This is a genomic window from Planifilum fimeticola (assembly GCF_003001905.1).
In the GTDB taxonomy this organism is placed as follows: domain Bacteria; phylum Bacillota; class Bacilli; order Thermoactinomycetales; family DSM-44946; genus Planifilum; species Planifilum fimeticola.
The window spans coordinates 1-20,784 of sequence record NZ_PVNE01000019.1 but is presented as its reverse complement, the minus strand read 5'-3'; the positions used below and the strand labels follow the sequence as shown (position 1 = coordinate 20,784).

Annotated in this window: 22 protein-coding genes; all 22 read left to right on the top strand. The window is 50.6% G+C overall.

What is annotated here, in order from left to right:
- Window positions 1-37: 37 nt before the first annotated feature.
- The 22 genes from folP to CLV97_RS11690 all read left to right on the top strand — a co-directional run bounded on the left by folP (window position 38) and on the right by CLV97_RS11690 (window position 20,614).
- Window positions 38-886 (top strand): dihydropteroate synthase, encoded by an 849-nt coding sequence (gene folP, locus CLV97_RS11795; protein ID WP_425440569.1) that lies wholly within the window; start codon window positions 38-40, stop codon window positions 884-886.
- A gap of 40 nt (window positions 887-926) precedes the next feature.
- A complete protein-coding gene (folB, locus tag CLV97_RS11790) occupies window positions 927-1,292 on the top strand; it encodes a dihydroneopterin aldolase (protein ID WP_106345736.1) in 366 nt (121 codons plus the stop codon).
- Complete coding sequence (gene folK / locus CLV97_RS11785; RefSeq protein ID WP_106345735.1) at window positions 1,289-1,816, top strand: 2-amino-4-hydroxy-6-hydroxymethyldihydropteridine diphosphokinase; 528 nt, start codon at window positions 1,289-1,291, stop codon at window positions 1,814-1,816. Before folB ends, folK begins: the two co-directional genes overlap by 4 nt.
- A gap of 52 nt (window positions 1,817-1,868) precedes the next feature.
- Complete coding sequence (gene dusB, locus CLV97_RS11780; protein ID WP_106345779.1) at window positions 1,869-2,882, top strand: tRNA dihydrouridine synthase DusB; 1,014 nt, start codon at window positions 1,869-1,871, stop codon at window positions 2,880-2,882.
- Window positions 2,883-3,080: 198 nt separating this feature from the next.
- Complete coding sequence (lysS, locus tag CLV97_RS11775; protein ID WP_106345778.1) at window positions 3,081-4,571, top strand: lysine--tRNA ligase; 1,491 nt, start codon at window positions 3,081-3,083, stop codon at window positions 4,569-4,571.
- A gap of 203 nt (window positions 4,572-4,774) precedes the next feature.
- Window positions 4,775-5,227 (top strand): DUF4234 domain-containing protein, encoded by a 453-nt coding sequence (locus tag CLV97_RS11770; protein WP_170070488.1) that lies wholly within the window; start codon window positions 4,775-4,777, stop codon window positions 5,225-5,227.
- 244 nt (window positions 5,228-5,471) lie between these two features.
- Window positions 5,472-5,927 carry a prepilin peptidase gene (locus CLV97_RS11765; protein ID WP_170070487.1) on the top strand — a complete coding sequence of 152 codons (456 nt, stop codon included), beginning with the start codon at window positions 5,472-5,474 and terminating at the stop codon, window positions 5,925-5,927.
- Between the two features lie 176 nt (window positions 5,928-6,103).
- Entirely contained in the window at window positions 6,104-6,796 is a 693-nt protein-coding gene (locus tag CLV97_RS11760) for an SAF domain-containing protein (RefSeq protein WP_146130480.1), read from the top strand.
- Between the two features lie 84 nt (window positions 6,797-6,880).
- A complete protein-coding gene (locus CLV97_RS11755; RefSeq protein WP_170070486.1) occupies window positions 6,881-8,056 on the top strand; it encodes a CpaE/TadZ family protein in 1,176 nt (391 codons plus the stop codon).
- A gap of 98 nt (window positions 8,057-8,154) precedes the next feature.
- Window positions 8,155-9,531 carry a TadA family conjugal transfer-associated ATPase gene (locus CLV97_RS11750; RefSeq protein ID WP_106345730.1) on the top strand — a complete coding sequence of 459 codons (1,377 nt, stop codon included), beginning with the start codon at window positions 8,155-8,157 and terminating at the stop codon, window positions 9,529-9,531.
- A gap of 128 nt (window positions 9,532-9,659) precedes the next feature.
- Window positions 9,660-10,460 (top strand): type II secretion system F family protein, encoded by an 801-nt coding sequence (locus CLV97_RS11745; protein WP_170070485.1) that lies wholly within the window; start codon window positions 9,660-9,662, stop codon window positions 10,458-10,460.
- Window positions 10,461-10,469: 9 nt separating this feature from the next.
- On the top strand, window positions 10,470-11,387 hold the full coding sequence (locus tag CLV97_RS11740) for a type II secretion system F family protein (RefSeq protein WP_106345728.1): 918 nt from the start codon (window positions 10,470-10,472) through the stop codon (window positions 11,385-11,387).
- An 82-nt stretch (window positions 11,388-11,469) separates the two neighbouring features.
- A complete protein-coding gene (locus CLV97_RS11735; protein ID WP_106345727.1) occupies window positions 11,470-11,712 on the top strand; it encodes a hypothetical protein in 243 nt (80 codons plus the stop codon).
- Window positions 11,713-12,163: 451 nt separating this feature from the next.
- Entirely contained in the window at window positions 12,164-12,802 is a 639-nt protein-coding gene (locus CLV97_RS11730) for an Rv3654c family TadE-like protein (protein ID WP_146130479.1), read from the top strand.
- Between the two features lie 24 nt (window positions 12,803-12,826).
- Window positions 12,827-13,213 (top strand): TadE/TadG family type IV pilus assembly protein, encoded by a 387-nt coding sequence (locus tag CLV97_RS11725; RefSeq protein ID WP_106345725.1) that lies wholly within the window; start codon window positions 12,827-12,829, stop codon window positions 13,211-13,213.
- Window positions 13,214-13,237: 24 nt separating this feature from the next.
- Window positions 13,238-14,254 carry a hypothetical protein gene (locus CLV97_RS11720; protein ID WP_106345724.1) on the top strand — a complete coding sequence of 339 codons (1,017 nt, stop codon included), beginning with the start codon at window positions 13,238-13,240 and terminating at the stop codon, window positions 14,252-14,254.
- Between the two features lie 70 nt (window positions 14,255-14,324).
- The gene (locus CLV97_RS11715) at window positions 14,325-15,134 is read left to right on the top strand and encodes a hypothetical protein (protein WP_106345723.1); all 810 of its coding nucleotides are present in this window, start codon (window positions 14,325-14,327) and stop codon (window positions 15,132-15,134) included.
- 25 nt (window positions 15,135-15,159) lie between these two features.
- A complete protein-coding gene (locus CLV97_RS11710; RefSeq protein WP_106345722.1) occupies window positions 15,160-15,885 on the top strand; it encodes a hypothetical protein in 726 nt (241 codons plus the stop codon).
- A gap of 72 nt (window positions 15,886-15,957) precedes the next feature.
- Complete coding sequence (locus CLV97_RS11705) at window positions 15,958-17,271, top strand: VWA domain-containing protein (protein WP_106345721.1); 1,314 nt, start codon at window positions 15,958-15,960, stop codon at window positions 17,269-17,271.
- A gap of 652 nt (window positions 17,272-17,923) precedes the next feature.
- Window positions 17,924-18,667, top strand: coding sequence for a hypothetical protein (locus tag CLV97_RS11700; RefSeq protein WP_106345720.1), 744 nt, complete (start codon window positions 17,924-17,926; stop codon window positions 18,665-18,667).
- Between the two features lie 349 nt (window positions 18,668-19,016).
- The gene (locus tag CLV97_RS11695) at window positions 19,017-19,826 is read left to right on the top strand and encodes a hypothetical protein (RefSeq protein ID WP_106345719.1); all 810 of its coding nucleotides are present in this window, start codon (window positions 19,017-19,019) and stop codon (window positions 19,824-19,826) included.
- A gap of 59 nt (window positions 19,827-19,885) precedes the next feature.
- Window positions 19,886-20,614 carry a hypothetical protein gene (locus CLV97_RS11690; protein WP_146130478.1) on the top strand — a complete coding sequence of 243 codons (729 nt, stop codon included), beginning with the start codon at window positions 19,886-19,888 and terminating at the stop codon, window positions 20,612-20,614.
- Window positions 20,615-20,784: the final 170 nt, after the last annotated feature.

The following is a 20,784-nucleotide window of genomic DNA, read 5'->3' as shown; positions in this document are numbered from 1 at the left end:
CGAAGGGGCGAACGGGATGAACGGCACCATTTCCATGATGCATCCGCCCAGGGAACCCTTGAAGGTCGGTTCCCATCTCCTTCCCATCCACCGGCGCACGCTGGTGATGGGCATCCTGAACGTGACTCCGGACTCCTTCTCCGACGGGGGCCGGTACAACCGATTGGACCGGGCCGTCTCCCACGCCCGCCGGATGGTGGCGGGGGGGGCGGACCTGATCGATGTGGGGGGAGAATCCACCCGCCCCGGACATGAACCGGTTCCCCTGGAGGAGGAGCTGGAGCGGGTGATCCCCGTGATCGAGGCCCTCGTCCGGGAAGTGGACGTCCCCCTCTCCGTCGACACCTACAAGGCGGAGGTGGCCCGGCAGGCCCTGGAGGCGGGCGCCCACATCATCAACGACGTGTGGGGCTGCAGGCGGGATCCGGAGATGGCCCGGGTGGCGGCACGCTTCGATGTTCCGGTCATCCTGATGCACAACCGGGAAATGCCGACGGCATATGAGTCCCTTTTAGACGATATCTGCGCCGATCTGCTGGAAAGCGTGCGGATCGCCCGGGAGGCGGGCGTCAAGGAGGAGCGGATCATTCTCGATCCGGGGATCGGCTTCGGCAAAACCTATGAGGAGAACCTCGAGGTGATGCGCCGGCTGGAGCGGATCACAGAGCTGGGCTATCCGGTGCTGCTCGGCACCTCCCGGAAGTCGATGATCGGCAAAACCCTGGACCTGCCCACGGATCAGCGCGTCGAGGGGACCGCGGCCACGGTCGCCTTGGGCATCGCCAAGGGGTGCCGGATCGTCCGGGTGCACGACGTGCGGGAAATGGTCCGGGTCGCCCGCATGACCGATGCGATCCTGTACGGTCCCGATGCGGCCAAGGATTGACGGCTTTGCGGCACAGAGGAAGAGGGAGGCCGGGGAGACGATGGACAAGGATACGATCTTTTTCAGGGGAATGGCCTTTTACGGATATCACGGGGTGTATCCCGAGGAGACACGGCTGGGACAGCGGTTTGTCGTCGATCTGGAGTTGGGACTGGACCTGGCCCCCGCCGCCCGCACCGACGATCTGAATCAGACCGTGGACTACGGCCGGGTGTATCAGGTGGTCAAGGAGCTGGTGGAGGGGCAGCCCTTCCGGCTGGTGGAGACCCTGGCGGAGCGGATCGCCGACGCGCTCCTCACCGGCTTTCCGGTGGAGGAGGCGCGGGTCCGGGTGACCAAGCCGAATCCGCCCATCCCCGGACATTACGATTCCGTGGGCGTGGAGATCCGCAGGAGGCGGACATGAGGGCGCCGACGACCGCATACCTGGGGCTGGGCTCCAATCTGGGCGACCGGCTGGACCACCTGCGTCAGGGGGTGGAGCTGCTCCAGTCCCATCCGGCCGTCCGCATCACACGGATCTCCTCCATCTACGAGACGGCCCCCGTCGGTCCGGTGGAACAACCGGATTTCCTCAACCTGGTCGTCGCCGCCGACACCACCCTTTCCCCGGAGGAACTGCTCTCGGTCGCCCAGGAAATCGAGAGGCGGCTTCACCGGGTCCGGACGATCCGCTGGGGTCCCCGCACCCTGGACATCGACATCCTGCTGTACGGGGACCGGATCCTTCAGCAGGAGGGATTGACCGTCCCCCATCCCCGGATGGAGGAGCGAGCCTTCGTCCTGATTCCCCTCCTGGAGGTGGCGGGCAACCTGCGGATTCCGGGAAGCGGGGCGACGGTCCGGGAGCGGATCGAAGAGGCCCCGGACCGGTCGGGCGTACGAAAGACCCCGCACCGCATCGCCCCGGCGAATCCGGTGATGGGATGAGAAATCGATCGGCATGAAGAATACGGTATAGAAAGGAGGATGGCGCGCCATGATGAAGAAACTGAAGATCGGACCGGTGGAAACGAAGAACAACGTGGTGCTGGCCCCGATGGCCGGCGTCTGCAACCCCGCCTTCCGCCTGATCGCCAAGGAATTCGGGACCGGCTTGGTCTGCGCCGAGATGGTGAGCGACAAGGCGATTCTGCACGGCAATGAGCGGACCCGGAAGATGCTGTACGTGGACGAGCGGGAAAAGCCCCTCAGCCTGCAGATCTTCGGCGGGGACAAAAAGAGCCTGGTGGAAGCGGCCAAGATCGTGGACCGGCAGACCAATGCGGACATCATCGACATCAACATGGGCTGCCCGGTGCCCAAGGTGACCAAATGCGACGCCGGCGCCCGCTGGCTGCTGGATCCGAAGAAGATCGAAGAGCTGGTGGCCGCCGTCGTCGACGCGGTGGAAAAGCCGGTCACCGTCAAGATGCGGATCGGCTGGGATGAGGAACACATCTACGCCGTGGAGAACGCCCTGGCCGTCCAGCGGGCCGGGGGGAAGGCGGTAGCTGTGCACGGCCGCACCCGGAAGCAGATGTACACCGGAAAGGCCAACTGGGACATCATCCGCCAGGTGAAGGAGGCCGTGGACATCCCGGTGATCGGCAACGGGGATGTCTTCACCCCCGAGGATGCGAAACGGATGCTGGAGCAGACCGGCTGCGACGGCGTCATGATCGGACGCGGGGCCCTGGGGAATCCCTGGATGTTGTACCGCACCGTTCATTATCTGGAGACCGGTGAACTCCTTCCCGAGCCCACCCCCCGGGAAAAGGTGGAGATCGCGCTGCTTCATATGGACCGGCTCATCGCCCTGCGCGGCGAGGAAGTGGCCGTCCGGGAGATGCGGAAGCACGCCTCCTGGTATCTGAAGGGGCTGCGGGGCGCCGCCCGGGTGAAGGACCGCGTCAACGAGCAAACCACCCGGGAGGGCATGGCCCGGGTCCTGTGGGAATTCGTGGAGCAGCTGGAAGAGGAACGGTCCGGGAATTCGGCGAAAAAGGCGGGATGACTCCAGCGGTTCGTCCCGCCCGGCGTTTTTCTTTCCGGAAGCCGAAAACGGCTTCTTGAGGCGCGAAACCCGGCGGAGACGGCTCTCGGCCGTTTTTTCTGTTTGAGGGTCGTCCCGTTTGGTCCATAAAGGAAAGTAAGGGGAAAGTACCGTTTGAAGGTCAAATGGTCCCCCGTCGAACCGGAGGGAGTGTCTGTCATGACTTGGGATGAGGAACAAAACGAATTGTTGAAGGTCCGACGGGAAAAGATGGAGACCCTGCGCGAGGAGGGCATCGACCCGTTCGGCCGCCGCTTTGAGCGGACCCATTCAGCCCGTGACATTCACGAAGCCTTTGATCGCTTCAGCAAGGAAGAGTTGCAGGAAAAAGGGGAAAAGGTGACGGTGGCGGGGCGCCTCATGTCCAAGCGGAAGCAGGGCAAGGCCTCCTTTGCCCACCTGCAGGATTTGACCGGCCGGATTCAGATTTACGTCCGCCTGGACGAGGTGGGAGAGAAGCAGTACGAGCTTTTCACCATGGCCGACATCGGCGACTGGCTCGGGGTCAGCGGCGAGGTGTTTAAGACCAACCGCGGGGAGACCAGCGTCAAGGCGGAATCCGTCACCTTCCTGACCAAGTCCCTTCGCCCCCTGCCGGAGAAGTTCCACGGCTTGAAGGATGTGGAGCTGCGCTACCGCAAGCGTTATCTGGACCTGATCATGAATCCCGATGTGAAGGAGACCTTTATCCTGCGCAGCCGCATCATCGCGGCGATCCGCCGCTATCTGGACGAGCGGGGCTATCTGGAGGTGGAGACGCCCACCATGCACGCCATCGCCGGGGGAGCGGCGGCCCGTCCCTTCATCACCCACCACAACGCCCTCGATATGCAGCTCTACATGCGGATCGCCATCGAGCTCCATCTGAAGCGGCTGATCGTCGGCGGGCTGGAAAAGGTGTACGAGATCGGCCGCGTCTACCGGAACGAGGGGATTTCCACCAAGCACAACCCGGAATTTACGATGCTGGAGCTGTATCAGGCCTTTGCCGATTTCCGGGACATCATGGATCTGACGGAGGACCTGATCGCCCACGTGGCCCGGGAAGTGCTTGGGACGACCCGGATCGTTTACCAGGGTCACGAAATCGATCTGACGCCCCCCTGGGACCGGAAATCGATGACCGATCTCATCCGGGAGCACGTCGGCATCGACTTCACCCGGGAGATGAGCGACGAGGAGGCCCGCCGCCTCGCCGGGGAGCACGGCGTCGAAGTGACCGAAGCGATGACCTTCGGCCACATCGTCAACGAGTTTTTCGAGCAGAAGGTGGAGGACAAACTGATCCAGCCCACCTTCGTCTACGGCCATCCCACGGCCATCTCCCCGCTGGCCAAGAAGAACGAAGAGGATCCGCGCTTCACCGACCGCTTCGAACTCTTCATCGTCGGCCGGGAGCACGCCAACGCCTTTACCGAGCTGAACGACCCCATCGATCAGCGGCAGCGGTTTGAGGCGCAATTGAAGGAGCGGGCCGCCGGCAACGAGGAGGCCCATCCGATGGACGAGGACTTCCTGGAGTCCCTGGAATACGGCATGCCTCCCACCGGAGGCCTGGGGATCGGCATCGACCGGCTGGTGATGCTCCTCACCGACAGCCCCTCCATCCGGGACGTCCTCCTCTTCCCGCTGATGCGGGATCGGGATTAAGCCGAGGGCGATGTCAAGAAGCGGAAAAAAGGCGTTCCCCCGTATTTTTGGGGGGCGCTTTTTTTGTCGGTGAAAGCCTGTGCATGGCTTCGATGAATTCCGCAGCTCAAATCGAGTGGCTGTTTAAAAATATATTGACAGTTCAACAAATTCCATCTAACCTAATGAGGAGAATTTCAATAAACAGGGGAGGTATCGAATACATGGAAACGGTTCAAGACGCCAACGTGGAAGGACAGCAACGGGATGGCCTCGATCGTTTGGGTTTCAAAAGGACATCGGTGCTGTTCATGGTGTTCATGTCCATCATTTCGCTGGGAATCTATCTTCCCTATTGGTTCCTGAGCCGGGAGAAGGCGATCCATCAGTTGCGGTCGGAAAAAGAACTTCCCAAGTTTCACTCCCGCCTTGTACTGGTCCTATACATTCTATCCGCCGTTTTGTTCCTTTTTTCCGGGTTCATGAGTGAATCGATGCTCGAATTTTATGATAGCCTGGACCGACTGATTACTTTTGTGGGAGGCCTTGCGCTCATCTTTTTGGCTTTCCGGACGAGGAGAAGACTGATTGACCACCTCGGTGAGCAGCTTTCGTGGATTTGGACGCTTCTTTTTGGCCCCTGGTACCTTCAGTACCGGATCAACCGACATCTTTGAAGGAGTTCAAATCGTTGATTGGCCGATGGGAACGAGAACAGAAGGGGGCGGCACCACGCAAGCCTTGATGTGGTGACCTCCCCTTTTCCTTTGAATAAAGCAATCGTCAGAAGGATCGAACCTAGTCATATATGCATATTTTTTGTTGACTTCCTTATTCTGTCTTGTTCCTCCGGCTAGTAAAGTCTATAATAATTGCATAACGAATGGATTTACCATGTCCTGACACAAAAGGATGACCGGTGTGCACATTGCTGAACATATCGTTTTCATCATCCTGATCATCGTTTTGATTTTTGCGACGATCACCGATCTGCGCGAACGGTTGATCTATGACCGGTTCGTGCTGGTCGGTCTGGGGGCGGTGTTGGCCGTCCGCTTCTTTTTTCGGGAAGAACCCTGGTGGGATTATCTTCTCACCGGCCTGGGTGTCACCTTTGCCCTGGCCACCGTGGCGGTGGTGACCGGCGGAAAGGCCATCGGAGGGGGTGATATCAAGGTATTCGGCTTGATCGGTCTGGCCCTCGGCTTTGAGAAATTTCTGTTGGTTTTTGTCCTTTCGCATCTGCTGGCCGCCTTTTTCATCCTGGCGCGAAAGCTGTTGCGCCGAGAGCGGATAAACGGACAAACCGGCATTCCCTTTGCCCCCTACATCCTGGCCGGAGTGATCCTTTCCTACGGATTGGTGGGGTGGAATTAGTCTCCGGAAATTGTGGAGCAAACGGGAAGATATTCCTGTAGAAACTATTGCCAGTTTGACAGATATGAAGATATAATGTCAAACGAAGAGAGAATTGTGAAATAGAATAATCCCGAATCCCCCCATATACTTTACAATTTAAATAAACTAAATGAAGGGATTGAGCAGGACCAAAGATGAATGACGCCAGAAGAAGAGCCATTATTTTTACGGTTATTGCGCTTGTATTGGCTGCCTTCGCGGGAATTCTTTTTATTCAACGGGTGGGAGAAGTCGAAGCCCAACTGGGGAATTTTGTGACGGTTTATGTTGCGAAGAAGGACATCGGATCTCGGCAACCGCTGTCCGCTGGCGATTTTGAGGCAAAGGAGATTCCGGCGAAGTATGTAGAGCAGTCCGTAGTGACTGATCTAAAAAAGATCGGCAACTATGGTTCGATCGATAAATTTGTGGCTGTGGCTCCCCTGAAAGAGGGAGATGTGTTGACGTACAATCTGCTGAAGCCGGCGGATGATTACACCACGGGCGATCGTCGCTTGGTCCAGGTTCCATCCTCGAACCGGGTGGCCTTCGATCAAGCGCTGGAAGCCAACGATCGGGTGGATATCATTGTTTCCTGGAACGAAAATGATATTCCCGCAGGTGAAAAAAGAACCAGCGTCTTTATGAAGGATGTGTTGGTCGCTTCCGTTCTGCCCTCTTCCAAAGATAAATTTACCGGTGTGTGGTTGGAAATGTCATTGGATGAGGCAAGGAAATTTATCGATGCTCAGAACTTTGCGCAATCGGTTCGCATCTTGAAGGCCCCGACGGAGCAACGTTCCTCGCAAACGGAAGGGAAAAGTTCAACTGCAGGGGTTCAGCCGTAAAAGATAGAGTTTGTGATTCTTTATATTCCGCAGAAGGATGGTTCGTGATTAAATAGACAAAGCAGATTATGGGAGGACCGAATGGTGAATGACGATGTTAAACTGCTTCTCGTGAGCGAGGATCCGGGTCAGGCGGAGGATATCGCCTCCCGAGTGACTGGAATGTTTCCGCAATATTTACATATTCATCCCGAAGAGGTCCGGCGGGAGATCGCCCGCTTGCAACCCGATATCGTCCTGCTCCACGAACGGAAAGACGGATCGGGCATATCACTACTTCCTCTTATTAAACGGGAAGTCTCCGATGTTCTCATCGTCTATCTCGCCGAGCGCAGGGACCCGATTCTCACACGGGACGTCAACCGTGCCGGTGCCTTTGACATTCTCTTTTTGCCGGAGGAGATCAACGCTCTGGAAGATGTGCTGAATCGCGCCTTGAAGGCTTGGCAGGCAAGTGGGGGGAATAAGGAGACCGCAGCTACCTTTACCTGGGGTCGGGGCCAAGTCATCACCTTCACCAGTGGAAAAGGGGGCTGTGGACGAAGCCTGTTGGCCTCTACCTTGGCACAGACCCTGATGCTGGAGTCCACCGCCGGGGTGCTTCTGGTGGATCTCAACCTTCAATACGGGGGTTTGGAAACTTACATGGGGGTGGAGGGGGACCGCAACCTCTATGACCTGACTCCCGTGTTGCAGGAGCTGAACGACAACCATATCCGCAGCGTCACCGTGGTGGAACCCCATTCCCAGGTAGAGGTTCTGGTGAGCCCCGCCGATGCGGAAATCGGTGAACAGATCGGGGAGGAACACGTGGAGCGCTTGCTCCGTGCCGCACGCCTCTATTACGACTATATTCTGGTTGACTTGCCGACGGAGATGACACCGATTTCCTGTGCGGCTTTGGAGGAGGCGGACCGGATCTTCTACGTGATGACACCGGATGCTCCCTCCTTCCGCATATTTTCACGGGTATTGGACTTGTATGCCAAGGTGAATATCGACCCCACCGACCGTTTGGAAGTTTTGCTCAATCGGTATAGCAAGGATTCGGAACTGGATGTGAAGGACGTGCAACATCATTTTGGTTATCCGGTGGTTGGTCGTTTTCAGGAGGACACAAAGCGGATTATGCAGGCGATCAACCGGGGAAATCCCTTGCGGAAATCCCGCAGGGAACGGGGATTGTCCCCCTTTGTTCGGGATGTGCAGAAGCTGGCCCGGTTTCTCCTGGCGCAGCAATCAGGAAAGTCGGCTTCGTAATTGTAATTCCGCATAAACTGTCTATGCATTCACGTGCCGCGAAGTGGAAGACGAAATAGGCGTCACCGACCTTCTTCCAACCAGAGGGAGGAACTGTTATGTCGCTCTTTAATCGAGATCTTTCACGGGCCAATAAGCCCAATCCAATAAAAAGCCGTTCCGTCTCCCAACGTCCCGCCCGGCGTGCCGCTTCGCCGAATGATTCCCGGATTGAACAGCTTGCCAATCATTTTAAGGCCCGTTTGCTTCGGGAGACAGATCTGGAAAAGTTGACGCAGATGCCTTCTGCGGAGCTGCGGGTAACTCTGGACCGGTTGATTGGGCGCTATCTGGCGGAAGAACAAGTTGTTATTCCCCGGCATGAACGGGACCGGTTGATTACTCGAATCATTGACGAATCCGTCGGTTACGGTCCCTTGGAACCCCTGCTGGAGGACGATGAGATCACCGAGATTGTCGTCAACGGTCCCTATGAGGTGTATTACGAAAAGAAGGGTCGGTTGCACAAGACGGACATTCAGTTCCGGGACGAAGAGGCGTTGCGCCATGTGATCGACCGGATTGTTGCCCCGATCGGACGCCGGATCGACGTCAGCTCGCCGATGGTGGACGCCCGTCTCCCCGACGGGAGCCGCGTGAACGCCGTCATTCCGCCGATCAGTCTGAAGGGCTCCCTCCTTTCCATCCGGAAGTTTCGTAAAGAACCGATCCATCTGGATGATTTGGTGGGATTCGGCAGCCTTACCCCTGATATGGCCAAATTTCTGACCAGCTTGGTGAAAGCGAAACTGAACCTGATTATTTCAGGGGGTACGGGAAGCGGGAAAACCACATTGCTCAACGCCTTGGCTTGTTTTATTCCGGAGCATGAACGGATTGTCACCATCGAGGATATGGCCGAGCTTCGCATCCCCCACGGTCACGTCGCAGGCATGGAAGCGCGTCCGCCCAACGTGGAGGGAAAAGGGGAAGTTACCATCCGCCAGCTTGTGCGGAATGCTTTGCGGATGCGTCCTGACCGGATCATCGTCGGGGAGGTGCGGGGTGCCGAAGCCTTTGACATGCTCCAGGCCATGAACACCGGTCACGAAGGCTCCTTGACCACGGTTCACGCCAACTCCCCCGATGATGCGATGCGCCGTCTCGAGGCCATGGTGATGATGTCCGGTGCCGAGCTCCCCTCCGCGATCATTCGGGAATACCTGGTGGGTGCGATCGACTTTATCATCCAAATCGGTCGTCTTCCCGACGGTCAGCGCAAAATGCTGTCCATCGCCGAAATGCAGAAGGAAGAGGACGGCCGCTACAAGATGGTGGAGATTTTCAAATTTATCCAGACAAATGTCGATGAAAAGGGGACTGTTCATGGATATTTTTCCCCGACCGGTGCTATACCGAAATGCCTCGGTCGTCTCAAGGCATACGGGGTTCCTGTGGATCCGGCCATCTTTCGCGTGAAAGGGGAGCGGGAATGATGTGGCTGGAGGGGATCGTCGCAGCCGGAGCGGCCTTTTGTGGGATCATGGCGGCTTACAATCTGTGGATTGTCCGAACGGAGCGTCGGGCGGTCAATGAACGGGTTAGCAAGTGGACGGAGAAACAAGTGAAGGAGTTAAGCTGGTCCGATGCTTTGGTGGAGCGCCTTGACCAGACCGAATGGGCGCAGAAGTTGAAACCGCAGTTGGAGCGGGCAAGCATCAGTTTAAAACCCACGGAATATGGGGCCTTGCTCCTTTTGGCTTTCGGGGTTGTGATAGCGGGTCTCCACTATATGCTGAGTCTTTCCTGGTTATTGAGCATCGGTTTGTCCACCTTTATCGTTCCCATGGGCTCCCGCTTGTTCCTTCGCTCCCGACGCCATGGATACGCCAGGAAATTGGATGAGCAACTTCCCGAAGTTTGTCGCCTTCTCAGCAGTGCGGCCCGTGCCGGTTTGTCCGTTCCCCAGGGACTGGACCTGGCCGCCAGAGAAATGCCCGCTCCGGCAAAAGACGAGTTGGGAATCGTGGTCAGAGAAGTTCAGTTGGGAAGAAATGTGGAATTGGCATTGAAGGATTTGCTTAAAAGGGTACCTACGAAGGACTTACAGGTTTTTGTCAATGCCATCATCATTCAGAAACGGTCGGGTGGCGATTTGGCCAGTGCGATGAGTGAAATGGCCAGAACGATGGAAGAGAGAAAGATTATCCAAAAAACCATTCAAGCATCGATTTCCCAGGCGAAGGCGTCGGCTTATGCCTTGCCCTTGGTTTCCATACTGATTGTTTTAATGCTTGGAAAATTATTTGGTGGTTTTCAACAGCTTTTCACTTCATTGCCGGGGATATTGTTATTGACAATTTTTGTTACAATGCAGATTATCGGTTTGCTGATCATCCGGAAAATCGCGAACATCCGTGTTTAGGAGGAATCGATGGGCATTTATCTCAGTTTATTAGGCTCACTGATTTGTCTGGTTTTCGCCGGACTCTCTTATATCACCTATCGCACGGAACAACAAAATGTGGATCGATACGTCAATCAATATCTTTACAGTTCGTCTGCAATAGATACCGGCAAGTCGGAAAAATATCAGTGGCATGAATGGATGGATAAACTTGCTCCCATCGGCAAGCGGATTGAGCTGTTGAGCGATCCCGTCGAATTGGAGGATGATCTAATCAAGGCGGGAACCCCTTACGGGCTTACGGTGGATCGCCTCCAGGGAGCCAAAGTATTGGGTGCTCTCGCTGGTTTTTCGATTGCATTCTTTTATACACTACTCGGCCTTCCTTTTGCTTCCGTCATGCTCCTCGGTTTGACCTTCGGAGGATATATGGCGCCCATGTGGACCATTCGCTGGTTGGCCAAAAAGAGACAGTCGGAAATCAGGTACGAGCTTCCCGATTTCCTGGACATGATGAGCATTACCTTGCAGTCGGGAATGGGGATGGATTCGGCTCTTGAATATTATGTTGAAACCTCCGAGGGACCCCTGAAAGAAGAGATCGCAAGGTTGCTCCAGGAAATCAAATTCGGGGTTCAACGGGAGACGGCATATAGATCCTTGTTGCGCCGGACCGATTCACCGGAATTGGAAGCTCTGGTGCAATCCCTGATCCAAGCCCATAACCTGGGGACTCCGGTATCCCAGACCTTTGCTCAACAGGCGGATGAAATGCGGCGGATGCGTTCCGAACAGGCAAAAGAAATTGCCGGGAAAGCAGCCCCTAAAATTTCTGTCGTTGGGGGGCTCATCATTACCCCTTCGATTGTACTGATGGTTTTTGGGATGGTAATTTTGAAGTATTTTTTTGGAGAAGACAGTCCGTTAAAGATGTTCATGAACTGAGTATTAAAGGAGGTGATGCCTCAGAAGCGAGAGGATGTTCTCTCTTGTTTAAAACAACATATTTTTGAAAGGAGGCATAATCATGAAATCACTCATGGTGAAAGGGTATCTTGCTTACAAAGATGCCGCTGAAAAGTTTAAAAGCTCTTTGAGCAACAAAAAAGGTTCCTCCACGGTCGAATACGTCATCATTATTGGAGTTGGAGCTGCAGTTGCCGGGCTGTTGGCGACGGCCTTGTCGAAAGGAAATGGAGAAATCGTTAAAACCTTAAGGGAAAAAGTTCAAGAAGTGATTAATAAAGCCCTGACACCAAAGGATGGATAATTGAATGATTTCCGCAAAGGCAGCGTAACAACTGCCTTTGCGGAAAATTGTAAAGAAGTGATGCTAAAGACGGGTCTTTACCTAGTGCGTAGCATTGGTCCTGGATTATCATTGCTCGCTACAAAAATTTTATTGACTTCAGAAACCAATTGCAATCAAGACAAGAGATAAAAGAGGGGGATGCGCCTCTTACATCTAATACTATTGGAATCATTCTGGAATTAAGGTAATACATATGATCAAAAAATGGTAACTTAGGGTGATTAACAAAATTAATGATATAGGCGAGGTTGTAAAGAAGTTTGAGGTTGAAAAAGTATTTAGAACCCTAGTACCAAAAACTCAAGGATAGCGATTGAGCAGGAATACGAAGAGATGAAAAGGGCCTTTGAAACGAAAGGGGAAAGCGAGAGAAGGATAGTCAGTAATAGTTGGGAGGAGCCTCAGTCCTATGAGATGCTTCCTGATACGAAAACGAAGGGGCAGTGTAACAACCGCTTGGGTGGGCTCCATACCGGTATTCGTTTTGTTTGCGCTTTTTGTTGGAGCCATCGCCATTGCTTGGGCTTCCCATTCCTCGGCCCAGGTGGCGGCTGATGCCGGTGCGCTGGTCGCCACCAAAAAAATGGATGAGTGGATCGGACTGGAGTTGGAGGACGAAATCCGAAATCTTTTGGGCAATGATTTTTCTGAAGAAGCGATCGAGGAAGCTTTTCCCGAGGATTCCAAGTTGAAGGAAGCGTTATTGGAAGGGAAGCCTCTGGATGATCTTCCAATTGATGAGGTACTGCAAGACTTGTTTGACGGAAACGAGCAGCTTATAAGGGAGTTTCTGAAAACTGTTTTTAATAAACATAGGCAGGAATTGGCAGTCGCGGTGCGGGATTATGTCAAGCAAAACGGCGGAGATGATCAGGGAAAAATCATCATACCGGTCCATGATCGAGTGAGAGTGGAGGCCCGCACACGCTATCAACCGGTTATCTTCCAAGAGTATTTCAGCGATACCTATGTGGAAGGCGATGGGTATGGACCAAAAAGGCTGTATTTGAAACTCCTTCCCGAAAAAATGGTGGAAATCAAATACTGAATCCGAAGGTGGGAGGGGTGAACCGTGCCTGTTTTCATCAAGCGATTGCTTCATCCATTGAAGGAACGTTCCGGATCATCGACCGTTGAATTTGTCCTTGTAATTCCCTTTTTTCTGTTGATGGCACTTGTTGTGTGGCAATTTGCGGTGGCAGGTTTGGCCGTGTTAGATACCCAGGCGGCATTGCGGGATGCGGTCCGTGTAGCAGCTATAGAAAAGGATCCGGGAGCTGCCATTCAACAAGCAAAAGCTTCCTTTGGAAAATCAGGTGCGTATCGGGCGAGTTTTGATGTAAATATCGGGAGCGACAGGGCGATTGTTACCGCCAAGACAGAAGTCGATATTGTATTTCTCTCGGGTTTGCCCCCGATTACCTTTACTCGCAGTGCGGTAGCGCCAGTTTTGGATTGATTGAAAGTCAGGGAAGGTGGAAAGATGATTGTGTTTAAGCGTAATGTAGCAATTGTAATGATTGTTGCTCTGATTGCAAGTGTGATATTTCCACTTTATTCCGCGATGGCGGAACCTTTCATACCCCAACCTTATGACCCCAAACCGGATCCCTTTACCCCTCAACCCTATGATCCTAAACCGGAACCTTTGAATCCTAAAGGGGATACACACAACCCAGATCTATCTAAAGGGGATTCCGACAGCGGTTCAAGCAATTCGACCGCACCGTCGGGATCACAAGATAATTGGGGCCTTCTGGATACACTGGGCTATAAATTGATTAAGTATGGGGTTAATGATTTTATCAAGGGTCAGATTTCACTTATAGGGGATTTAGACCCGATAAATGGTAATATCAGTGCAGGGCAAGCCGGACGGTCCACTTATAGTTTTTTGGCGGGCATACTTCGAAATGGATTTGGTTTAAAAGTTGACGGAAAAGGGTGGAACAAGCTTTTTCTCGATGCTTGGGACGGAGTGGATCAGTTTCTCGGAATTTCGGGGTTTGTGAAGTGGAGAGAGTTATTTTCAACCCTTAGAAATTTTGGTGGTTCTGGTTTTGGACAGGGAGGCTTCTCGGGATTTCTTAACAGAATCAGTACTCCTGCAGCACAGGTTTCCAAATTTGCGTATGGTGCAAATATAGTTGGCATAGCTTTTAATGGTTGGGAGTTTATATATAATTTAGGTGCGGCTTATGACGTGGCGGGAGAAGCAGATCTTGAAACACAAGCGGACTACAATTTGAAGGCTTTGGCTGCGTTAGGTGGAGTTGCGATGGGGGCTGCTTTTCTGATTGGAGGAGGTCCCATTGCATTGGCAGTCGGTGGAATTGGTTTAGCTGTCTGGGCCTTTGGCACCTTTGGACAATATTTCACCAAGAATAAGACTTTTGCCCGGATTGTTTCAGCTCCGATGAGGGCGGTAAAAAGCGGTGTCAATGCAGTAGCAAACGCAGGCAAAAGAGCATGGAATAAGGTGAAAAGCTGGTTCTCTTAAATGACATATGCCCCCCGGGCATTGAAAGCTGTCCCGGGGGTTCTCTACAATAGAGGTTGGGGGTGATGGTATGGCGAAATTTAGACTACCAGAGGTCGTGTCAAAAACCCTAGAACAGTATAAGCGACAAGGTGAGCGCTATCAAATCTTTCCTTGCAGAATCGAGGTGAACGGAAATACCTATTACGGTGCCAGTTATCATTTAGGACAACCGGTAACCGGATATATTACCATCAAAGAGGACGGTTCGGTACCATCTCTTAAATTAGAAGAAGTTGAATTGGCGACAAGAATGAATTTTGAATTGAGTAATATAAATGAAGCCCTTTATACAACCGGATTTCGAGTGGCAAGAAAACGGCACTTGGGCTTCATGAGACGTACCTTGTCGATTCTTCGCTGGGTGGAACGTACGATGAAACATGAGATGCCTCTGGATATCCAGAAAGCGTTGGAGGGTTTCATCAAAGCTCCTCAATCGACGATTGAAAACCATCTACGCTTTAAAGAATTAGTTAAAAAAGCGGATCGTCATATAAGCCAAAGGGTAAAGGATCAAGTTGTAACACCTGAAGATCTTAAAATATTGAACGACTACCACTACGAACTCTGGAAATGTGCCACCATGCAGAATATCGTTCAGATGAACACCTATGAGGATCGAAAAAAGGTGATTCGGTACCTTTTTCAAAAGAAAAAAATCTTCCCGGCAATCGCATTGTGGTTTTACCATATCCGGATGCATCCCGACGAGGAAAAGGTGAAACCGAAAGATCGGGAGATGATGAAGGAGGTTATTGATGTTTATATAAATGGGAATATGGAGCGGGAAGAAAAAATGTTTCAAAAAGCTCTTGAGATCACACGAAATCCCAAGTAAAACACACTATTTTGGGGGGAATTGTATGAAAAGCTACCAGGAAGCCTGGATCACCTACCGAAAAAACTTCGGGACTGTTCTTTTTATTTGTCTTTCCTTTGTTCTTCCGCTTCAACTCGTTTTATACTTTGTTATCAATTATTTTAATTTGCTTTTCTCACTGGCGTATCTTCCTCAATTTGGGCAGTTGACCGGTTTCTTTTTTCTCACCGTCGGACTGTGCATTGCCCAAATCCCCTTTATTAAAATGGCTGCTCAATACAGCCTGAATGGCGAAGTGAAGCGGTCGGACTGTTTCCAGAGTTTGTTTGAAAATATCTTTCCAGTTTACGTGATGAGCGTTTTATACTCGCTGTTGGTGGTACTCGGTTCGCTACTCTTCATCATTCCGGGTTTGTTGTTTTTGGTTTGGCTTGCCACCATTCCGTATGTTGCCGTCTTGGAAAATCAACGGTGGTGGAAGGGATTCAAGAGAGCCTTCGCCATAGGCAGAAAACACTTTTTTAAGATTTTGGGTGTTATTTTTTTAATGTGGCTCGTTGAACTGGTTATTCAAGGAGTTATAGTATATTGTGTATTGCAGTTTACCAGCAGTTTCCTGTCCGTTTCCATTGCAATGATGCTCGGGAATATGTTGTTTTTGCCGTATTTCACCTTTGTTTTTACAAATTATACTCTTGACTGGGTGGAGATTGATGAAGGGCATTTTGATGAACTTGGGTTTGTGGGACAATATAAACAAGATTACTGAATATGATGTTTCTACATAGTTGTGAGTATACACAGGATAGGGGCGATAACGATTTTATTAGGGGGATTATTTATGAAAAGGCTGTTTTCAGGGATGTTGATCCTTTGTCTGCTTTTTAGTAGCGGTTGTTCCCTGCTTTCTTCACAGGATAACACTGCAGATAAAGATAAACCCAATAAAGAAGAAGTAAAGAAGGCCGCTACCGATGTGGAAGGGATGCTCCGGGAGGGGCCTGGCAAGTACGCCGGGGACAAGTACGATGAGGAAAAGGTGAAGGCGGAGCTGGACAAACTGCCCGACAACATGACTACGGACGAGGCTTACAACCATCTGGTGGCTCTTTTGGCTGAGGATTATAAGCCCGAAGTCAAAGCCCTGGACGAACTGGACCCCACCATCAGGACCGATCGTGAAACGCCGGGAGACGTCAACGCCCCGGAGGAGGGGGAACTTCCCAAACAGGTGAACGTGGAGATTCTCCTGGATGCCAGCGGGAGCATGGCAGGCCGGGTGAGCGGCGGAGTGAAGATGGATCTCGCCAAGGATGCGATCCGGAAATTTGCGTCCAAACTGCCGGAAGGAGCCCGTGTGGCATTGAGGGTTTACGGGCACAAGGGAAGCAATCAGCAGAAAGATAAAGCGCTCTCCTGCAAGAGCACCGAAATGGTGTATCCATTGGGGGAGTATGACAAGTCGTCTTTTCAGAAGTCTTTAAATAAGTTCCGACCGACGGGCTGGACTCCTCTCGCCGCAGCGATCGAGCAGGCGAAGAGCGATTTGAGCGGGAAGACAGGAGAGAATGTGGAGAACATTATCTACGTGGTGAGCGACGGGATTGAGACCTGTGGCGGGGATCCGGTCAAGGCAGCGAAGGAGCTACACGATTCGGAAATCCAAGCGATCGTCAACATTATCGGCTTTGACGTGGACAACGCGGGACAGCGGGCGCTGAAGAAGGTGGCGGAAGCCGGTGGGGGCGAGTACGCCACTGTGAACACCGGTGATGATCTACAAAGGCATTTGGAAAAGGAATATAGACGTTTGCGCAGTGAATGGCTAATGTGGGGAATTGATAGTGCAAGTGATGCCCGGAAAATGTGGGGAGATAAGATAGATGTTTTGAATGAAACTATTGATAAGATACGCGATAAATATAACAGGGAAAAAGGAAGAATGACTGATGCAAAGGATTATCTTAACTCGATTGGAAAATTGAAGGCCAGCTTCGAATTATCCAATAAAATTTCTAATAGATGGCTCAAGTTATATGAGTATACTAATAAGAGGTCTATCACATTGCGCGATCAACTTTGGAATGCACGTATGGATGAGGAAGATAGGGTTAAAGAAAAAGCAAGAGACATGCAAGAGAAATATGAGCAATAAGTTGGGTTTTTTTGCAATGTATAACGCTTGAGGGTAAATTTGTATTTCGATTCTCAGTTGTAGACGTACAAAGATTAACCTAAGAAATTACTTGGTTCTTCATTCTTAGAAAGCAAGAGCATAAAAAGGAAATAGAGATATATACCTCGATTAAGAGAATGGGGATGGTTCCCTCAACCATCCCCTTGTTTTTACAGCTCATCTTTCTTGGTTAGCAAACAGTTTCCGAAGGATCTGAATGCCGATGCTCGGAGAGGATTATCAAGGAGTTCAATGCCTTTGACACTAAGGTAAATTTAAAGTAGCCGGGGGCCTCAATGCTCCGGTGTGATCTGCTGGATGCCCAGCGGCAGCATGGTCCCTATGAGAGGGCAATAACGGTCCGTATGGCGGAAGTTGATTATAGGAATTTTACATTTGTTCACAGGCAAAGTGATTAAACCTTGATAGGTGATGTCAGCATGTAGTATTGCGAATTTTATCAAAGGTATTTTTGTGTAGAGAGCCGCTGGCAAAGAATTTCGTTCCTGCTGGCGGCCATTTTTATAGATGTGGGATTCCCGCCGAATCAATGCCAAGAATCAACAAACACTTAATCTTTGATAACGGACTTGAGTTCAATGGAAGTTTGCAAACGACTGGAGGCAATGTGATGAGGAAGGCATTTTCAAGGTTGCTGATTCTTTGTTTGCTTAGCGGCTGCTCCCTGTTTTATCCCTCGGAGGATCCTGCGAAGGTTCAAAAAGAAATTATCCGCTACCTTGAAAACAAATATGGCCAGGAGTTTGTGGTGGTCCGGGAAGCAAAGTACAATTATGAGCTGGGTGAGTTTAGTCTCATCGCCCATCCAAAAGGGAATAAACGAGTTACCTTTGTTGGGTATAAATCGAAAAACAGAGGATATTTCGATACCTATCCTGTTGCATTGTGGAGCAAGCAATCAGAAGACGAAATCAAGCCCTTGATCGACCAGCTGTATCCAGCCCGGGAACGTTGGGAATTTACTTCAGATGTGGGGACGAATGAATCACTGTATGAAGAACTGGACCACAAGAATCTACCTGACTATCAGGAGATCCGAAAGCAACACCCGGACAAAATGCGATCGATAGTGGATATCTTTTTGTTCAAAGACTTGAACGAGTCCAATAAGGATGAGGAGCTGGAGAAGGCTTTTCAGCTGATTGAGTTTTTCCGTGAAAAAGGGATTCAACGTTTTAGATTGGAGATTTCATTTTATGAGGAAAGGCTGTTGAGGGAAAAGGGTAGAGACATAAAGGTGAGCGGAGAATACATTGATTATCTTAGACATGACATTGTTTTGACCCATGAGAGAGCAAAAAAAGTTCGCACACCGAAGGATATTGAAAAATATCTTGTTGAGTATCCAAAGTAGCAATTGGAGGTCTTCCATTTCGCTTCGCTGGCTTTCGGCTTTTCGAAGGAGTTAGGCGGTAACGGATGTGGAAGGGCAGGCCCTGCAATAGCACCGGGGTTGTCTATGGGAGTCGTTCAAGGTCTTTAATCAAATTCTGTCCAGCGGGATGGATTCACTTACGCAGCGATCGAGCAGGCACAGAAGAAGGGAGAATATCTTTTGCGTGGTGAGCAATTGTGACTCGTCGGATAGGATCTGGTCAAGCGATGAGTTGCACCAAGCATGGAATTATCAGTGCATTGACAAGTGTTAGCTGAAAATGTCGCGGATCAGTAATGCCCAGCGGGGATATGAGGAGGAGCGGGTGATGATAATACCGAGCAACTTGGATCCCGAGATCCGAGAAGTTGTTGAACGATACACAAAGAATGGAGAAAAGTGGGAAGTATTCCCTGCTAAACTTTTTATAGATGGTACCTTCTATTACTACTTTTACTTTGATCCAGCAGAGGAACTGATGGTTATCCGTGACGATGGTGCGGTCTTACCGGTATCACAAATACGAAAAGTGGCATTGATTGCAGATGCATACAATACATCAATCACAATTTTAGCTAATGACGGAGAAAGTATGGCAAGAAAGCCGATAGTAACTATCTATAAAAGGTATATCAGGGTGTTGGAAAAGATAAAAAAATATGCGGTTAATTTGCCCAGTCAACTACAAAAAGAATTGGATGAAATGATTTCCTTATCCAAAGAAGTGATTGACCATCAGATTACTATTAGGAAATCTGTGAATGCCGGGAAAAAGCTTACGGTAGAAACCCGTAAACGGGGAGTGGTTACGGAAGATGATTTTAAGAAAATGAGAAGCTATCATATGGCCTTGGCACGTAGTGGTTTTAGACAAAATGAAATTGAATTGGAAACATCTGAAGCCCGTGAGCGTCTTATCAACTACCTCAATACCCAGGTATCGTGGAAAAACTGGCGGCTGTGGTTAGCTTATAAGGAGTTGAAGCATCATGACAGGCGGATGTATTCGAAGAAAAGGGACCCCGAAGAGGTTAAAATCTTGGAGGAGCTAAGAAGGGAAATATACAAGGATATACCAATCGAGCAACATCCAGATGTAGAAAACTATTTAGCTAAACTTCGCAATCCCAAATCGTAATGAATGGAAGAGCATTTCATTTCAGATTCCCTTTTTTGCTAATTAGAATTATGTTCCAAGTGTTAGGAGAGTGGATCATTATTAGGATCGTAAAAAATATTTTGCTGGTGGCGTATTATTTCGCTGCTGTTTATTTGAGTTTAGAAGTGATCAATAAATGGATTATTAACATACAGGAATATTTGACCCGGGAACCCAGTTTTCAGACCTGGGCTCCAACAGGTCTTTCCTACACAATCCTAACAATGACAGTATTATTTATTGTAGTGGGCATTTTTGGTTGGGTTCATCTCTTGCTGGCTAAGAATGATCTGAAGGAGATGATACCAGGTAAAATAGTGGCCGTAATTTTAGCCTATGGTTCCATTTTGGTGCTTTTTCTCGGATTGTTGTTGACACCTTTAGCCATTGATCATTATGTTGCTGCAGATGAAGATGCATTTTATTATGATCCGTATTTTGGATTTGAACCCGAAGTATTTCCCTGGGAAGAAGCCCAGGTAATACTTGGTTATCAATATTTAAGATCTCAAGAAATCGGAATGAACTACATTATCAAGACCGATGAAAATGAATATGATCTATGGAAATCAATGTTGAACACGACTCACTCTGAAGAGCAATTTCAAATGATCAAAGATGTGGATCGCATTGTCCGAGAAAAAGGTGTGCCAGTTACCATTCGTCAGAAAATAGGTCCGCAGGAGTTGGAATTAATGGTGACAAGTGTTCATTTTACTCCGGAAGAAATTGAGTTTGTGAAAAACATCTTTGGAGTTGAGTTTTAGATATCTATTACATTTACCTCAGTGCTAACTATACAAGCTATTTCAAAAACATGATCTGCCAATGTAAAATGGAAGTATGAGTACGAGACATGAGCTGACAGACGAACAATGGGCTGTGATTGAGCCCCTGCTCCCCAAACCGAAACCAGGCCCCGGGCGTCCGCCCGCCG

Excerpts from the sequence above, each read along its gene's own strand:
- folP (WP_425440569.1), top strand. The coding sequence starts at position 38 with ATGCATCCGCCCAGGGAACCCTTGAAGGTCGGTTCCCATCTCCTTCCC.
- folB (WP_106345736.1), top strand. The coding sequence starts at position 927 with ATGGACAAGGATACGATCTTTTTCAGGGGAATGGCCTTTTACGGATAT.
- folK (WP_106345735.1), top strand. The coding sequence starts at position 1,289 with ATGAGGGCGCCGACGACCGCATACCTGGGGCTGGGCTCCAATCTGGGC.
- dusB (WP_106345779.1), top strand. The coding sequence starts at position 1,869 with ATGAAGAAACTGAAGATCGGACCGGTGGAAACGAAGAACAACGTGGTG.
- lysS (WP_106345778.1), top strand. The coding sequence starts at position 3,081 with ATGACTTGGGATGAGGAACAAAACGAATTGTTGAAGGTCCGACGGGAA.
- CLV97_RS11770 (WP_170070488.1), top strand. The coding sequence starts at position 4,775 with ATGGAAACGGTTCAAGACGCCAACGTGGAAGGACAGCAACGGGATGGC.
- CLV97_RS11760 (WP_146130480.1), top strand. The coding sequence starts at position 6,104 with ATGAATGACGCCAGAAGAAGAGCCATTATTTTTACGGTTATTGCGCTT.
- CLV97_RS11750 (WP_106345730.1), top strand. The coding sequence starts at position 8,155 with ATGTCGCTCTTTAATCGAGATCTTTCACGGGCCAATAAGCCCAATCCA.
- CLV97_RS11740 (WP_106345728.1), top strand. The coding sequence starts at position 10,470 with ATGGGCATTTATCTCAGTTTATTAGGCTCACTGATTTGTCTGGTTTTC.
- CLV97_RS11735 (WP_106345727.1), top strand. The coding sequence starts at position 11,470 with ATGAAATCACTCATGGTGAAAGGGTATCTTGCTTACAAAGATGCCGCT.
- CLV97_RS11730 (WP_146130479.1), top strand. The coding sequence starts at position 12,164 with ATGAGATGCTTCCTGATACGAAAACGAAGGGGCAGTGTAACAACCGCT.
- CLV97_RS11720 (WP_106345724.1), top strand. The coding sequence starts at position 13,238 with ATGATTGTGTTTAAGCGTAATGTAGCAATTGTAATGATTGTTGCTCTG.
- CLV97_RS11715 (WP_106345723.1), top strand. The coding sequence starts at position 14,325 with ATGGCGAAATTTAGACTACCAGAGGTCGTGTCAAAAACCCTAGAACAG.
- CLV97_RS11710 (WP_106345722.1), top strand. The coding sequence starts at position 15,160 with ATGAAAAGCTACCAGGAAGCCTGGATCACCTACCGAAAAAACTTCGGG.
- CLV97_RS11705 (WP_106345721.1), top strand. The coding sequence starts at position 15,958 with ATGAAAAGGCTGTTTTCAGGGATGTTGATCCTTTGTCTGCTTTTTAGT.
- CLV97_RS11700 (WP_106345720.1), top strand. The coding sequence starts at position 17,924 with ATGAGGAAGGCATTTTCAAGGTTGCTGATTCTTTGTTTGCTTAGCGGC.
- CLV97_RS11695 (WP_106345719.1), top strand. The coding sequence starts at position 19,017 with ATGATAATACCGAGCAACTTGGATCCCGAGATCCGAGAAGTTGTTGAA.